The organism is Streptomyces sp. NBC_00005, assembly GCF_045160215.1.
In the GTDB taxonomy this organism is placed as follows: Bacteria; Actinomycetota; Actinomycetes; order Streptomycetales; family Streptomycetaceae; genus Streptomyces.
Window position 1 is genome coordinate 2,695,319 of record NZ_CP108316.1, and the last position, 15,332, is coordinate 2,710,650.

The window sequence follows — 15,332 nt, forward strand, 5'->3', positions numbered from 1 at the left end:
GGAACGCGCCCCGGCGGCCTTCCTCACCAAGTGAGGTGCAGGCTCTGCGGAGAACGGTGGATCATCGTCGGCCGCATGGTGACCGGACGGTCGTCCGCCAGGCGCAGGCCCGGCAGCCGGCGGGTCAACTCCTCCAGAGTCAGGCGGAGTTGCTCGCGGGCCGACTGGGAGCCGGGGCAGCCGTGCACGCCGAGGCCGAAGGCCAGGTGGCGTTCGGGGGTGCGGGTGATGTCGAACTCGTGGGGGCGCGGGTGGCGGGAGGAATCCCGGTTGGCCGCGCCGAAGGCGACGAACAGCGTTGCCCCGGCGGGGAGTTCGGTACCGGCGAGGGTGACCGGGCCGGTGGTGACCCGGCGGAAGCCCTGCAGGGCGCTGTCGTAGCGGGCGGCCTCCTCGACGGCCGCCGGGATCCGCTCCGGCTCCGCGCACAGCAGCTCCCACTGGCGCGGATGCCGGAGCAGGTGCAGAACGGTCGTGCCGATCAGGGCGGTCGTGGTCAGATGCCCGGCGATCAGCAGGTTCTGGAGATGGGCGACGAGTTCGTGGCGCTGTTCCAGGGTGAGTTCGCCCTCGCCCTCGCCTGCGACGGACCTGACGAGCTCCGTGCACAGGTCGTCGCCGGGCTGCGCGTGCCGTTCGCGTACGTACCGGTCGAGGATGCGCTGCATCGCGACCACGTCCTCGGCCGCGGCGACCTGTGCGTCCTCCTCCAGGGGGCGGAACAGGAGCTCCTCGGCGCGGTACCCGCCGTGCACGACGGCGGGCACATCGGCGGGGTCGAGGCCGACGATCCGGCCGATGACCTCACCGGGGAGCTGCTCCGCGTACGCCGACATCAGCTCCACCCGGCCGTCCTTGGCGAACGCGTCGACCAGGGCGGCTGCGCGCTCGGCGGCGTACGGCAGGATCGCCGTGACACGCGCCGGTGAGAGCCCGCGGACGATGGGCGCGCGCAGCTGCTGGTGGCGTGCGCCGTCGGCGGTGACGACGACGGGTCCTCCGCCGAACCCACCGCCGAGGACGGCGAGCGCCGCGGGTGCGGGCAGGACGTCGGGAGTCAATGAATTCGCGGACGAGAAGTCCTCGGTACGGCGCAGGACTTCTCGTACGTCGGCGTCGCGGGCGACCAGCCAGGCGTCGAGTTCGGCGACGTACGTCAAGCCTTCGGTGACTCGCGCCCGCTCGTAGTGCGGGTAGGGGTCGCGCTGCAACTCGTCGAGCCTGTCGTGCAGTTGACGGTCCACGGGACACCTTCCCGGCCGGCGGTGGTGCGGGGTCGGGCTCATGGTGCCGTACAGGTGTGCGGATGCGGTAGGGGGCTTCCGGGTGCGGTCGGAACACCTTGGACCCGCCTTCGCGGGCCGCTGTCCCTGCGATGACCTCGCGCCGGATACCGACCGCGCCCACGGCGTTCCGCACCCGCCGATCCGTATACGGCGGCCACCATCCGCCGTCCGGTATACGTCTCCTCGTGCAGGCCCGGCTGCGCCAAGTGCGTGACGCGCAGGTGAACACCCTTCTGAGCAGCCCGGATTCCCTACGATTCGTCACGTGGTCAACTTCCTGCTCGAACGCACGGCACCGCTCCCCCTCGACGAGGCGTGGCGCCGCCTCACGGACTGGCCCCGCCATGGCGCGGTGGTCCCGCTGACCCGCGTGAGAGTGGTCACGCCCCCGCCGACGCAGGAGGGCACGGTCTTCGTGGCCCGTTCGGGACTCGGGCCGCTCGCCTTCGAGGACCCGATGGAGGTCACCGTGTGGCGACCGCCGACGGACACCGAGGCCGGCCTGTGCCGGCTGGAGAAGCGGGGGCGGGTCGTCACGGGGTGGGCCGAGATCGAGGTGCGGCCGGGGCCGGGCGGGCGCAGCCGGGTGGTCTGGCGGGAGGAGCTGCGGGTCCGGCTGCTGCCGGGACTCTTCGATCCGCTCCTCGCCGGGGCCGCCCGGTACATGTTCGGACGTGCGGCGAACCGCCTTCTCCGGATGCCGTGATGCCCGTCGGCCGGGACCACTGGGAGGAACACTTCGCCGCCGGCAACGGCTTCCACCGCGCCGACGACCACGAGATCCGGCTGCTCGCCGAGGCCGTGCGCCCACCCGCCGGGGCCCGGGCCCTGGACGTCGGCTGCGGCCTCGGCACATACGCGGCGGCCCTGGCGGGTCTCGGCCTTCGCACCCTCGCGGTCGACTGGGCCGAGTCGGCGGTGGCGGCCACGCGGGACCGGTACGCGGACCTGGAGCCGCGGTTGGAGGTGGTCCGGCTGGACTTCGAGGACGCGGCGGCCGTGCTGCCGCGGGCGGCCTTCGACCTGGTGACGATGCGGCTCGTCCTCGCGTTCATGGCGGACAAGGAGGCGGTCTCGGAGCGCGTGCGCGGACTGCTGAGGCCCGGCGGTGCATGGGCGGTGACAACCCCCCTGGCCACGCGCCTGCCCGAGGAACGCCGGCGCATCGGGCTGACGGCGGCCGAGGTCGGCGGACTCCTGGACGGCTGGAGCCGGGGGCACTGGTACGACCTGGAGCCGGGCGGGCTGCGCGTCCTGGTGCTGCGGGTACCGGCCGACGGGTCCGGGTGACCCGCGGGGCGACCTGGGCGGGTGCTTCGGATCATGCAACAGTGAGCTCCATGACGGCAGTTGAAGGCACGGTCGTGCCGGTGGACGAGGTCGAGGCGCTCGCGGTGGACGGGCTGCACTGGCTGCTCGGGACGGCCCGGGAGACGGAGGGCGGCGGCCTCGGCTGGCCGACCCGGCCCTCGGACGACGAACTCAACCCGATGTTCTACAGCGGCACGGCCGGTGTGGTGCCGGTGCTGCTGGAGGCTCGACGGCACTTCGGCGACGACTCCTACGGCGACATGGCCGTGCGCGCGGCCCGCAGTCTGGCCGCGGCCGTCGACGACCACGACGACGACTCCCTGTACTTCGGCCGTACCGGAATCGCTCTCGTACTGCGGGCCGTCCATGACGAACTCGGCGACAGCGGTGCCGGTGCCGCCGCGGACCGGGCCCTTCGGATCGTGCGGTCGCGCTTCGACGGGACGCGCTGGGGCACGTTGTTCGAGCTGATGGGCGGCAACGCGGGGATCGGGCTCGGTGCTTCGACACTGGGCGATGCCGAACTCGCCGTACTCGCTCTGGAGCCTTATCTGCGGACGGCCGAGAAGACCCCGTCGGGCGTGCAGTGGGCGCACCGCCCGAACGTGGAGTCGCGTCTGCACCACGTCTCGCACGGCACGCTCGGCATCGTGTCCGCGCTGGCCCGGGTGGGCCGGGCGACCGGCCGCGCGGACTTCGTCGAAGCGGCACTGGCCGGTGCCGCGGACGTCGTGGCCCGCGACGAGGCCGGCCCGGACGGCTTCCTGGTCCCGCACTCCGACCCGCCGTGGCGCCCCGACCTGACGCAGCGCATCAGTTACGGGTGGTGTCACGGCCCGGCCGGCGACGCCCAGGCCTTCCGGGTGCTCCGGGACGTCACCGCCGATCCCGTCTGGACGTCCCTCGCCGACCGCTGCTGGCACACCGTGACCCGCTCCGGTCTCCCGCAGCGGCTGCGCCCCGGCTTCTGGGACAACAACGGCCGTTGCTGCGGCACGGCCGGTGTCCTCGCCCTGGCCTGCGACCGGCTGGCCGAGCAGCACGACGCCGCCGCCGACGCCGGCTTCACCCACGTCCTCGTGGCCGACCTCGCCGCCCGGTCGACCCGGGACGGCGAGGGCGCCCGCTGGTCGAATGTCGAGCACCGGGCCACTCCGAGCGCCCTCGAACCCTGCACCGGGTGGGCGATGGGGAACGCGGGCATCGTGCGGGAACTGCTGCGCTTCGTACGGCTGAGCCGCGGGGGCGACCCGGCGTACGCGTTCGACTGGCCGGACCAGCCGTCGGTTCGGCGGGCGGCCGGGGCGGCCTGAGTCGCGGGGCGGTGTGCCGGTCGGTGTCAGGGCGGGCGATCAGACGGCCTAGTCTGATGCCCCTGAAGCTGACGCCTCTGAAGGCCGGTGGCTTTGAGGGCATTTGAAGGCAGATGTCCTTGATCGCCGATCTCCGTGAACGGTCCGGCCGGTCGAGGCAATGGGGAGGGTGACCGGCGCATGTCGCTGAGCGGCGGGACAGCCGGGGAAGCCGGGTCCATAGGCGGTTACACGCTGATCGACCGGCTCGGCAGCGGCGGGATGGGCGTCGTCCATCTGGGGCTGTCGGCATCGGGGCGACAGGTCGCGATCAAGGTCGTGCACGCGCAGTACGCGCTGGACGAGGAGTTCCGGGCCCGTTTCCGCCAGGAGGTCGCGGCGGCACGGCGGGTGAGCGGGGCGTTCACCGCGCCCGTGGTGGACGCCGATCCGGACGCAGAGCTGCCGTGGATGGCGACGTTGTACGTGCCCGGCCGGACGCTCGCCGAAATCGTGGCCGAGCAAGGTCCGTTGGGCGGGCGCAGGCTGCGCACGCTGGCGTTGGGTCTCGTCGAGGCGCTGCGGGACATCCACCGGGCCGGCGTCGTGCACCGGGACCTGAAGCCGAGCAACGTCCTGATGGCCGAGGACGGCCCGCGCGTGATCGACTTCGGCATCTCGCGCGCCGCCGACAACGAGGACCTCACCGTGACCGGCCGGCTGATCGGCACTCCGCCCTTCATGTCTCCGGAGCAGTTCGCCGCGCCGAAGGACGTGACCCCCGCCTCGGACGTGTTCTCGCTGGGCTCGCTGCTGGTGTACGCGGCGACCGGGAACCGTCCCTTCGACGGCGGCAGCCCGTACTTGACGGGCTATCAGGTGATGCACGAGCAGCCGCGCCTGGACGACGTCCCGGAGCCGCTGCGGGGCATCGCCGGGCGCTGCCTGGAGAAGGACCCGGCAGCCCGGCCCCAACTGGCCGAGCTGCACCGGCTGTTCAGGGCGCTGCCCGACACGGCCGCCGCCCCGGCCGCATCGGGGCCGCCGACCGTTCCGGCAGGCGGCAGGGCCGCCTCACGGCGATCCGGTGACACGACGTCCGCGACCGGCGTCGGGCGACGCGGCCGCGGGCGCGGGCGCCGGGTGAACCGCCTCGCCGTCCTCGGCGCAGCCGTCGCCGTGACCGTGGCGGGCGTGTTGGTGTCCCACATGGCCTCGAGCGCGAACCACACCGGCGAAACACCCGCCGCCGGCGCCTCCGCCTCAGCCGCCCCCGCGCTCCCCACCGGCTTCAAACCCTGGCTGGCCAAGCTCCGTCGAGATGTGCCGGACGACTCCGTCGTCGTCAACGTGGACTCCGTGGATTCCGGCTGTGTCTCCGCCCGGTCCTCCCTGTACTGCGCGGGGACCGGCTTCACGGTCGCCCGGATCGCAGCCGCCTCCGGTCGCGTCGAGTGGCACTTCGGCAGCAGCGCGCAGGCCGCCGAGCGGCCCCTCGGCGTCAGGGACGGGATCGTGTACACGGTCGTGCAGCCGAATGTGGACACGGTGTCCTCGACCCAGCAGCTGGTCGCCCTCGACGCGGCCACCGGAAATCGGGTGTGGACCCGGACGATCGACGCGGGCCAGGCCCCTGCCCTGTTCAGCCGCGGGGTCGTGGCGATGCCGGACGGGGCGAAGGAGTTCGTCGCCTTCGACGCGAAGTCGGGACAGGAACTGTGGCGGACACCGGCGAAGACGTCGGCCGGCACGGCCTGCGCCCCGGTGGTCCTGGACGGCGCGCCCTACGGCGTGTGCACCGACGCGACCGATCCCTTCAAGGGGGCGGCCGGCTTCCTGCGCCTCGACCCGGCCGACGGCACGGGGCACGAGCTCGGCACCCTGCCCCTGACGGCGCAACCGCTCGGCGCGGTCCACGGGCAGCCGCTGTTCGCGGTGAGACAGAGCACGGACTCCGAGTCGAACGACGGGCGGGACGAGCCGTACACGGCCCTGCTGCGGGTGAACCCGGCCGCCGGCAGCGTCGCCCGGATCCCCCTCGACGACACCCGGCGCGGCACGCCCACGCTCGTCGGCGGCGTCGTGTACTTCGTCCGGCCCGACGGGACGGTCACCGCCACCAGGGTCTCCGACGGCGGACTGCTGTGGAACAAGGGGACACAGATCGAGAACCTGTCGGCGCCGGCGCTGTCGACGAAGTACGACACCCTCTACTTCGCCAACCGCTACGGCCGGCTGTTGGCCCTCGACCGCGCGACGGGTGCCGTGCGCTGGACCACGGACAAACTGGCGGATCCGGGGAACTCGGCGCAGGACACGATCCCGAGCCTGCTGCTCGTCAAGGACGCGATCGTGGCCGTCGCGGGCGACAAGGCCTTCTCGGTACGGCCGGACCGGCCCACGGTGCTGCCGTCGTCGGGTTCGGCGACACCGAGTCGGTCGGCGAGCCCCGCCACCCTGGCGCCGACGTCGAGCGCGACCACCGACGCGCCGACGCCGTCCGCGGCCAAGGCCTCGGGCTGACCGCCGCACCGGTCAGGCCACCGACCCGATCCGCCGGGCGGACACCGCCGTCGCATCGTGATGGATCGGCGTAGGCGCCCCGGTAAGTGAAATGCCGCTGCCGCCACGCCTGTTGGCGACGATCTCCGAGGCGATCGACAGGGCCGTCTCCTCGGGCGTACGAGCGCCGAGGTCGAGGCCGATCGGGGACCGCAGCCGTGCCAACTCCAGCTCGGTGACGCCGACTTCACGCAGGCGCTCGTTGCGGTCGAGGTGGGTGCGGCGGGAGCCCATCGCGCCGACGTAGGCCACCGGGAGCCGCAGCGCCAGTTGCAGCAGCGGTACGTCGAACTTGGCGTCGTGGGTGAGGACGCACAGGACGGTACGGGCGTCCACGGACGTCCGCTCCAGGTACTTGTGGGGCCACTCGACGACGATCTCGTCGGCGTCCGGGAAGCGCGTCCTCGTCGCGAAGACGGGACGGGCGTCGCACACCGTCACGTGGTAGTTCAGGAACTTGCCGATCCGCACCAGCGCCGACGCGAAGTCGATCGCGCCGAAGACGATCATCCGGGGCGGCGGCACGGACGACTCCACCAGGACCGTGAGCGGGGCTCCGCAGCGTGAGCCCTGTTCGCCGATCTCGACGGTGCCGGTGCGGCCGGCGTCCAGGAAGGCGCCCGCCTCTCCCACGACCGTGCGGTCCAGTTCCGGATGGGCGCCGAAGCCGCCCTCGTACGAGCCGTCGGGGCGGACCACCAGCGCCCGGCCCAGCAGCTGGGCCGGTCCCGACACGATCCGCGCGACCGCCGCCGCCTCCCCAAGGGCGGCGGCGGCCAGCGCGGACGCGACCACCGGGCGGGCCGGATCCGCGGCCCGTACCGGAGTGACGAGGATGTCGATGATGCCGCCGCAGGTCAGGCCGACCGCGAAGGCGTCCTCGTCGCTGTACCCGAACCGCTCCAGGACGGTTTCGCCGTCCTCCAGGGCCTGTTGGCACAGGTCGTACACGGCGCCCTCCACACAGCCGCCGGAGACCGAGCCGATCGCCGTGCCGTCGGCGTCCACCGCGAGGGCGGCGCCCGGCTGGCGGGGTGCGCTGCCGCCGACGGCCACCACGGTGGCCACGGCGAAGTCGCGTCCCTGCTCGACCCACCGGTTCAGCTCCTCGGCGATGTCCAGCATCTCTCGGCCTCCTTCACAGCGGTTGTGTGGAGGGTAGTTGGGCGAGCCGCTAGTGCACGCCCATCCAGCTCTCAATGGGGTTGAGGGCGAAATAGACGAGGAAGATCACTGTCAGGCCCCACATGAAGGCACCGATCTCCCGCGCCTTGCCCTGGGCGATCTTGATGGCGACGTAGGAGATGACTCCGGCCGCGACGCCCGCCGTGATGGAGTACGTGAACGGCATGATCACGACGGTCAGGAAGACCGGGATCGCGGTGGCGCGGTCGGCCCAGTCCACGTGGCGGGCGTTCATCATCATCATGGCGCCGATGACCACGAGGGCCGCGGCCGCGACCTCGCCGGGGACGATCGCCGTGAGCGGGGTGAAGAACAGACAGGCCGCGAAGAACAGGCCGGTGACGACGGAGGAGAGACCGGTTCGGGCTCCCTCGCCGACGCCCGTCGCGGACTCGACGAACACCGTCTGGCCCGAGGCGCCCGCGACACCGCCGATCGCGCCGCCCGCGCCGTCGATGAACAGCGCCTTGGACAGGCCCGGCATCCGGCCCTGCTCGTCGGCGAGCTTGGCCTCGGTGCCGACGCCGATGATGGTGGCCATGGCGTCGAAGAAGCCGGCGAGCACGAGCGTGAACACGATCATGCCGACCGTCATCGCGCCGACGTGGCCCCAGCCGCCGAACTCGACCTTGCCGAAGATGGAGAAGTCCGGCATGGACACCGCGCTGCCGTGCAGTTCGGGTGCGCCGCTCGCCCACTGCTTGGGGTCGATGACGTCAAATGCGTTGAGAATCACCGCGAGTACGGTGCCGCCGACGATGCCGATCAGGATGGCGCCGGGGACGCCGCGCGCCTGGAGCATGAAGATGACGAGGAGGGTGGCGGCGAAGAGCAGGACCGGCCAGCCGGCGAGTTCACCGGTCGGGCCGAGGGTGACCGGGGTCGCCTTGCCCTGGTGCACGAAGCCGGCCTTCACCAGACCGATCAGGGCGATGAACAGGCCGATGCCCATGGTGATCGCGTGCTTGAGCGCGAGCGGGATCGCGTTCATGATCATCTCGCGCAGGCCGGTGACGACCAGCAGCATGATGACGACGCCGTACATCACGCACATGCCCATGGCCTGCGGCCAGGTCATCTGCGGGACGACCTGCGAGGACAGGACGCCGGACACGGAGAGGCCGGCGGCGAGGGCGAGGGGGACCTTGCCCACGAAACCCATCAGCAGCGTGGTGAGGGCAGCCGCGAACGCGGTCGCGGTGATCAGGGCCTTCTGGCCGAGCATGTCCCCCGCCACGTCCTTGCCGGACAGGATCAGGGGGTTGAGCAGGAGGATGTACGCCATCGCCATGAAGGTGGTGACGCCGCCGCGCACCTCGCGCGCGACGGTGGATCCCCTGTTGGTTATGTGGAAGTACCGGTCGAGCCAGGACCGTCCTGCCGGGACGCGGGTGCCTTCTCCCGCGTCTTCGGCAGTGGTCCTGGGCTCCACTGACTGCTGGGTCATGGGCCATCTCCCAAGGTTCAAAGGTGCACCCGCGCATGCCTTCGGCTGTCGGCGGGATTTGGGATGTGGACGACCCGGGGGACGGCCCGAGACGAACAACGGGGCCTGGGAGGACGGCGTCCCCCCAGGGAACTTCACCTGCTCAACCCCGGGGGGTCACGTTCCGGTGAGGTGTTCCGGACGTACAGGTGTGCGGTTGAGCTCCAGCCCGGTCGCGTTCCGGATCGCCGCGAGGACGGCCGGGGTCGAGGACAGGGTGGGTGCCTCGCCGACGCCACGCAGCCCGTACGGGGCGTGGTCGTCGGCGAGTTCGAGCACATCGACGGGGATGGTCGGTGTGTCGAGAATCGTGGGGATCAGGTAGTCCGTGAAGGAGGGGTTCCTGACCTTCGCCGTCTTCGGGTCGACGATGATCTCCTCCATCACCGCGACGCCCAGACCCTGGGTCGTACCGCCCTGGATCTGGCCGATGACGGACAGCGGGTTGAGCGCCTTGCCGACGTCCTGGGCGCAGGCCAGCTCGATGACCTTCACCAGGCCGAGCTCGGTGTCGACCTCGACGACGGCGCGGTGCGCGGCGAAGGAGTACTGGACGTGGCCGTTGCCCTGGCCGGTGCGCAGGTCGAAGGGCACGGTCGGGCGGTGTCGCCACTCGGCCTCGACCTCGACGGACTCGCCTTCGAGCACGTCGACCAGGTCGGCGAGGACCTCGCCGCCGTCGGTCACGACCTTGCCGCCCTCCAGGAGCAGTTCGGCGGTGGCCCAGGCGGGGTGGTACGTGCCCAGCTTGCGGCGGCCCAGCTCCAGGACCTTCTCCCGGACGAGCTCGCAGGAGTTCTTGACGGCGCCACCGGTGACGTAGGTCTGCCGCGAGGCGGAGGTGGAGCCGGCGGAACCGATCTGGGTGTCCGCCGGGTGGATCGTCACCTGCGCGACGCCCAGCTCGGTGCGGGCGATCTGCGCGTGGACGGTGACTCCGCCCTGCCCGACCTCCGCCATGGCCGTGTGGACGGTCGCGACGGGCTCGCCGCCGACAACCTCCATACGCACCTTGGCCGTTGAGTAGTCGTCGAAGCCCTCGGAGAAGCCGACGTTCTTGATGCCGACCGCGTAGCCGATGCCGCGGACGACGCCTTCGCCGTGCGTGGTGTTGGACAGACCGCCGGGCAGCTGTCGTACGTCCGAGCCCTCGCTGCTCTCCCACTGGCGCTCCGGCGGCAGCGGCATCGCCCTGACGCGGCGCAGGAGTTCGGCGACCGGGGCCGGGGAGTCGACGGGCTGACCGGTCGGCAGCAGCGTGCCCTGCTCCATCGCGTTGAGCTGACGGAACTCGATCCGGTCCATGCCCACCTTGTCGGCGAGCTTGTCCATCTGCGCCTCGTAGGCGAAGCACGCCTGGACCGCGCCGAAGCCGCGCATGGCGCCGCAGGGCGGGTTGTTGGTGTAGAGCGCGATGGCCTCGATGTCGACGTCGTCGATGACGTACGGGCCCGCGCCCAGCGAGGAGGCGTTGCCGACGACCGCCGGGGAGGTCGACGCGTAGGCGCCGCCGTCCAGGACGATCCGGCACTTCAGGTGCGTGAGCTTGCCGTCCTTGGTGGCGCCGTGCTCGTAGTGGAGCTTGGCCGGGTGGCGGTGGACGTGTCCGAAGAAGGACTCGAAGCGGTTGTAGACGATCTTGACGGGCTTGCCCGTGCGCAGTGCCAGCAGACAGGCGTGGATCTGCATCGACAGGTCCTCGCGGCCGCCGAACGCGCCGCCGACGCCGGACAGCGTCATCCGCACCTTGTCCTCGGGCAGGCCGAGCACGGGCGCGATCTGCTTGAGGTCCGAGTGCAGCCACTGGGTGGCGACGTAGAGGTCGACGCCGCCGTCCTCGGACGGTACGGCGAGACCGGACTCGGGGCCGAGGAAGGCCTGGTCCTGCATGCCGAAGGTGTACTCGCCCTTGACGACGAAGTCGGCCTTCTTGGCGGCCTCTTCGACGTTGCCGCGGATGATCGGCTGGCGGTGCACGATGTTCGGGTGCGGGACGTGGCCGATGTGGTGGTCGTCGCGGTTCTCGTGGATGAGGATCGCGTCCGGCGCGGTCGCGGAGGCCTCGTCGGTGATGACCGGGAGCTCGCGGTACTCGACCTTGATCTTGGCGGCCGCGCGGCGCGCGGTCTCCGGGTGGTCGGCGGCGACGATGGCGACCGGCTCGCCGTGGTGGCGGACCTTGCCGTGCGCGAGGACCGGGGTGTCCCGGATCTCCAGGCCGTACTTCTTCACCTCGGCCGGCAGGTCGTCGTACGTCATGACGGCGTGGACGCCCGGGGTGGCCAGGGCCTCGCCGGTGTCGATGGACACGATCTCGGCGTGCGCGACGGTCGACCGCAGGATCTGGCCCCAGAGCATGTCCTCGTGCCACATGTCGGACGAGTACGCGAACTCGCCGGTGACCTTGAGGGTGCCGTCCGGGCGGAGCGTGGACTCGCCGATGCCGCCCTTGGTCGGGGAACCCTGCGTGACCTTGGTGGGAGTGCCGAGGGGAGCACCGTTGCCGGTCATCGTCAGACCGCCTCTCCCTGCCGGGCGGCCGCCAGGCGGACCGCGTCCATGATCGTCTCGTAGCCCGTGCAGCGGCACAGGTTGCCCGACAGGGCCTCGCGGATGTCCGCGTCGGTCGGGGTGGGGTTGCGCTCCAGCATCTCGTCGGCGGCGACCAGCAGCCCCGGGGTGCAGAAGCCGCACTGGACGGCTCCGGCGTCGATGAACGCCTGCTGGATCGGGGAGAGTTCGGTGCCCTCGCCGGTGTGCGAGTCCTGGCCCTGGGCGCCCCACCGCTGGGCGTCCTGCAGGGACGTACCGCAGGCGCCGGTGGCGCAACCGCCCTGCTCCGCGCGCTGCTTGGCGTAGTCCGCCAGACCCTCGACGGTGACGACGTCACGGCCCTCGACCTGACCGGCCGCGACGAGGCAGGAACACACGGGCACGCCGTCCAGGCGGACCGTGCAGGAACCGCACTCGCCCTGCTCGCAGGCGTTCTTCGAACCCGGCAGACCCATCCGCTCTCGCAGCACGTACAGCAGGGACTCGCCCTCCCACACGTCGTCGGCTTCCTGCGGACGTCCGTTGACAGTGAAGTTGACGCGCATCAGGCGACTCCCTCCGAGCGGGCGGCGGTGCCGCGATACGACTCCCAGGTCCAGGTCAGCGTGCGGCGGGCCATGACGCCGACCGCGTGGCGGCGGTAGCTCGCGGTGCCCCGGACGTCGTCGATCGGGTTGCAGGCGCCGGAACACAGGTCCGCGAACTGCTTGGCGACCGACGGGGTGATGATCTTCCCGTTGTCCCAGAAGCCGCCCTCCTCGAGCGCCGCGTTCAGGAACTCCTCCGCGGTCTTCGCCCGGACCGGGGTGGGCGCCGCCGAACCGATGCCGGTGCGGACCGTGCGGGTCTCGGGATGCAGGGCGAGGCCGAACGCGCACACGGCGATGACCATGGCGTTGCGGGTGCCGACCTTCGAGTACTGCTGCGGGCCGTCGGCCTTCTTGATGTGTACGGCCCTGATGAGCTCGTCGGCGGCGAGCGCGTTGCGCTTCACACCTGTGAAGAACTCGTCGATCGGGATACGACGGCTGCCGCGCACCGACTCGGCCTCGACCTCGGCGCCCGCCGCGAGGAGCGCGGGGTGGGCGTCGCCGGCCGGGGAGGCGGTGCCGAGGTTGCCGCCGACGCCGCCGCGGTTGCGGATCTGCGGGGAGGCGACCGTGTGCGAGGCGAGGGCGAGACCCGGCAGCTCGGCGCGAAGGCTCTCCATGATCTTCGAGTACGGGACGGAGGCACCGAGCCGCACGCTCTCCTCGCCGACCTCCCACTCGTAGAGGTCGCCGATGCGGTTCAGGTCGAGCAGGTACTCGGGCCGGCGGTGGTCGAAGTTGATCTCGACCATCACATCGGTGCCGCCCGCAATGGGCACAGCGGTGGGGTGCTCGGCCTTCGCGGCGAGCGCCTCCTCCCAGCTGGCGGGGCGAAGGAAGTCCATGACCGACTCTCTTCTACGTCTCGTGGGTCGTACGGATCAAGCCATATCGGGTGCGGTGGGCCTGGCTCGTTCATGTGCTGTTTACGCGGATTGGAGTCAGTACACAGCGCCGTACTCCACCGGGGTCAGTCACGGAAACCATGAAGGAGTTGGCTGGCCAACCCCGGCATCTTGTAGATTCGTATGAACGGAGGTCATCAGCAACCTCTTCGTTTTCCTGTAGAAACGCAGGAAACAGCCTGGCAATCAAAGGATGCGCCTCGCGCACCGGTCGCCGGGGTCCTCCCACCGACCATCCTCACCACTCATCGTAGATTTCGAGACAAAGAACGGCGGCGACGAGAATGCGGCTGCGCGCACTGCTGGACACCGACGCGCTGGGCCTGCGGCTGCTCGGCGGCGAGGACGAGCTGGACCGCACCGTGCGCGGTGTGATGACCACCGATCTCAGGGATCCCAGCCGCTATCTCTCGGGCGGCGAGCTGGTCCTCACGGGGCTGGCCTGGCGCCGCGACGCCGACGACTCCGAGCCGTTCGTACGGATCCTCGCGCAGACCGGGGTGGCCGCGCTGGCCGCCGGTGAGGCGGAGCTCGGGGACATCCCGGAGGACCTCCTGGTCGCCTGCGCCCGCCACCGCCTCCCGCTCTTCGCGGTGCACGAGTCGGTGGCGTTCGCGACGATCACCGAGCACATCGTGCGGCAGGTGTCCGGCGAGCGCGCCGGGGACCTCGCGGCCGTCGTCGACCGGCACCGGCGGATGATGACCTCGGGCCCGGCGGGCGGCGGCCCGGACGTGGTCCTGGACCTGCTCGGCTCCGACCTCGACCTGCGGGCCTGGGTGCTCTCCCCCACCGGGCGGCTCATCGCGGGCTCGAAGGACGCCGGGCCCGCGCTGCCCGCCGACACCTGCGCCAAGCTGTCCGCCGAGCACCTCGCCGCCGCCCGCACGGGCCGGCGCGGCCCGCACCGGGTGACGCTCGGCCCGACCACGTACAGCCTCTTCCCGATCCGCAGCAGCGGGCGCTCTCCGCAGGCCTCCCGGGACGTGCGCGAGACGGTGCTGTCGGACTGGCTGCTCGCCGTCGAGGCGGACGCCGGGGACTGGCCCGCGGAGCGGCTCGACCTGCTCCAGGGCGTCACCCAGCTGATCTCGGTCGAGCGGGACCGCCGGGACGCGGCGCGCACGGTGCGCAGACGGCTGGCGCAGGAGGTCCTCGAGCTGGTGCAGACGGGCGCGGCGCCCGCCGAGATCGCCGCCCGGCTGCGGGTGGCCGCCCCGGTGCTGCTGCCCGGCCTCGGGGCCGCCCCGCACTGGCAGGTGGTCGTGGCCCGGGTCGAGTGGGCGGGCGGGGACATCGAGGCCGGGCCGGTCACCCAGTCGCTCCTGGAGGAGATCCTCGTCGACCCGCTCGCCACCGGGCCCGAGCCCTCCGACCGCATCGCCGTGGCCCACACGGGCGACGAGGCCATCGCGCTCGTACCGCTGCCGGCCGTCTCGTCCGAGCACGACGACTCCGAGACCGGGATCCTCGCCGAAGCGCTCCTGGAGGCCGTACGGGACCCGCTGTCGGCCGGCCTGGACGACGACGGGCAGGTCACGCTCGGAGTCAGCGCGGCCGTGCACTCGGCGGAGGGGCTGCGCGGGGCGCTGGAGGAAGCACGGCACGCGCGGCGGGTGGCGGCGGCACGGCCGGGGCGGGTGTGCGCGGCGGGCCACCAGGAACTGGCCTCGCACGTGCTGCTGCTGCCGTTCGTCCCGGACGACGTGCGGCGGGCCTTCACCGCGCGGCTGCTGGATCCGTTGCGCGACTACGACCGCCGCCACCGCGCCGAGTTGATCCCCACCCTGGAGGCGTTTCTCGACTGCGACGGCTCCTGGACGCGCTGCGCGACCCGGCTCCACCTGCACGTCAACACGCTGCGCTATCGGGTCGGGCGGATCGAGCAGTTGACGAGCCGTGACCTGTCCCGGCTGGAGGACAAGCTCGATTTCTTCTTGGCATTGCGCATGAGCTGAGGTCACCAGGGCATGGAACGTGGGTGGCACGAAGTGCCGTCGCTGTCCCACGACTTTGTGAAATCCTTCACCCACCCCCTTGGCCGGGCGCCGCGATTCGTGCTGAGATGCCGCCACCACTCAACAGCTCGATGGCGTGCTGGGCCTGTCCTCGGATCGGGTCGGTGTCAAGGCGCGGTGCCTTGCGACGCCGGAGCTGATCCG

General features: G+C 71.7%; 11 protein-coding genes. 5 read left to right on the top strand and 6 right to left on the bottom strand.

Annotation, left to right across the window (positions count from 1 at the left end; genetic code table 11):
- Positions 1 to 23: 23 nt before the first annotated feature.
- Complete coding sequence (locus OG303_RS12770; RefSeq protein WP_405867939.1) at positions 24 to 1,244, bottom strand: cytochrome P450; 1,221 nt, start codon at positions 1,242 to 1,244, stop codon at positions 24 to 26.
- A 307-nt stretch (positions 1,245 to 1,551) separates the two neighbouring features.
- Here OG303_RS12770 and OG303_RS12775 point away from each other — a divergent pair, with 307 nt between their 5' ends.
- The 4 genes from OG303_RS12775 (at position 1,552) to OG303_RS12790 (ending at position 6,412) form a co-directional block, all read left to right on the top strand.
- Positions 1,552 to 1,992 carry an SRPBCC family protein gene (locus OG303_RS12775; RefSeq protein ID WP_405867941.1) on the top strand — a complete coding sequence of 147 codons (441 nt, stop codon included), beginning with the start codon at positions 1,552 to 1,554 and terminating at the stop codon, positions 1,990 to 1,992.
- Complete coding sequence (locus tag OG303_RS12780; RefSeq protein ID WP_405867943.1) at positions 1,992 to 2,576, top strand: class I SAM-dependent methyltransferase; 585 nt, start codon at positions 1,992 to 1,994, stop codon at positions 2,574 to 2,576. The genes OG303_RS12775 and OG303_RS12780 overlap by 1 nt, the downstream gene beginning before the upstream one ends.
- A gap of 50 nt (positions 2,577 to 2,626) precedes the next feature.
- Positions 2,627 to 3,910: a lanthionine synthetase LanC family protein gene (locus OG303_RS12785; protein WP_405867945.1), complete on the top strand. Its 1,284-nt coding sequence runs from the start codon at positions 2,627 to 2,629 to the stop codon at positions 3,908 to 3,910.
- A 180-nt stretch (positions 3,911 to 4,090) separates the two neighbouring features.
- Positions 4,091 to 6,412: a protein kinase domain-containing protein gene (locus OG303_RS12790; protein WP_405867947.1), complete on the top strand. Its 2,322-nt coding sequence runs from the start codon at positions 4,091 to 4,093 to the stop codon at positions 6,410 to 6,412.
- A gap of 12 nt (positions 6,413 to 6,424) precedes the next feature.
- On the opposite strand, the gene OG303_RS12795 is transcribed toward OG303_RS12790, so the two are convergent.
- The 5 genes from OG303_RS12795 to OG303_RS12815 form a co-directional block, all read right to left on the bottom strand.
- Positions 6,425 to 7,576, bottom strand: coding sequence for an XdhC family protein (locus OG303_RS12795; RefSeq protein WP_405867949.1), 1,152 nt, complete (start codon positions 7,574 to 7,576; stop codon positions 6,425 to 6,427).
- A gap of 49 nt (positions 7,577 to 7,625) precedes the next feature.
- A complete protein-coding gene (locus OG303_RS12800) occupies positions 7,626 to 9,083 on the bottom strand; it encodes an NCS2 family permease (RefSeq protein WP_405867951.1) in 1,458 nt (485 codons plus the stop codon).
- 156 nt (positions 9,084 to 9,239) lie between these two features.
- Complete coding sequence (locus OG303_RS12805; RefSeq protein ID WP_405867953.1) at positions 9,240 to 11,633, bottom strand: xanthine dehydrogenase family protein molybdopterin-binding subunit; 2,394 nt, start codon at positions 11,631 to 11,633, stop codon at positions 9,240 to 9,242.
- 2 nt (positions 11,634 to 11,635) lie between these two features.
- A complete protein-coding gene (locus OG303_RS12810; RefSeq protein ID WP_405867955.1) occupies positions 11,636 to 12,220 on the bottom strand; it encodes a (2Fe-2S)-binding protein in 585 nt (194 codons plus the stop codon).
- Complete coding sequence (locus OG303_RS12815; RefSeq protein ID WP_405867957.1) at positions 12,220 to 13,110, bottom strand: FAD binding domain-containing protein; 891 nt, start codon at positions 13,108 to 13,110, stop codon at positions 12,220 to 12,222. The genes OG303_RS12810 and OG303_RS12815 overlap by 1 nt, the downstream gene beginning before the upstream one ends.
- A 344-nt stretch (positions 13,111 to 13,454) precedes the next feature.
- Between OG303_RS12815 and OG303_RS12820 the strand changes: the two genes are divergently transcribed.
- Positions 13,455 to 15,128, top strand: a complete 1,674-nt coding sequence (locus OG303_RS12820; protein ID WP_405867959.1) for a PucR family transcriptional regulator — start codon at positions 13,455 to 13,457, stop codon at positions 15,126 to 15,128.
- Positions 15,129 to 15,332 lie beyond the last annotated feature (204 nt).

What these genes read in the sequence shown, in the direction of transcription:
- OG303_RS12780 (WP_405867943.1), top strand. Translation starts at nt 1,992, where the DNA reads ATGCCCGTCGGCCGGGACCACTGGGAGGAACACTTCGCCGCCGGCAAC.
- OG303_RS12785 (WP_405867945.1), top strand. Translation starts at nt 2,627, where the DNA reads ATGACGGCAGTTGAAGGCACGGTCGTGCCGGTGGACGAGGTCGAGGCG.
- OG303_RS12790 (WP_405867947.1), top strand. Translation starts at nt 4,091, where the DNA reads ATGTCGCTGAGCGGCGGGACAGCCGGGGAAGCCGGGTCCATAGGCGGT.
- OG303_RS12795 (WP_405867949.1), bottom strand. Translation starts at nt 7,576, where the DNA reads ATGCTGGACATCGCCGAGGAGCTGAACCGGTGGGTCGAGCAGGGACGC.
- OG303_RS12800 (WP_405867951.1), bottom strand. Translation starts at nt 9,083, where the DNA reads ATGACCCAGCAGTCAGTGGAGCCCAGGACCACTGCCGAAGACGCGGGA.
- OG303_RS12805 (WP_405867953.1), bottom strand. Translation starts at nt 11,633, where the DNA reads ATGACCGGCAACGGTGCTCCCCTCGGCACTCCCACCAAGGTCACGCAG.
- OG303_RS12810 (WP_405867955.1), bottom strand. Translation starts at nt 12,220, where the DNA reads ATGCGCGTCAACTTCACTGTCAACGGACGTCCGCAGGAAGCCGACGAC.
- OG303_RS12815 (WP_405867957.1), bottom strand. Translation starts at nt 13,110, where the DNA reads ATGGACTTCCTTCGCCCCGCCAGCTGGGAGGAGGCGCTCGCCGCGAAG.
- OG303_RS12820 (WP_405867959.1), top strand. Translation starts at nt 13,455, where the DNA reads ATGCGGCTGCGCGCACTGCTGGACACCGACGCGCTGGGCCTGCGGCTG.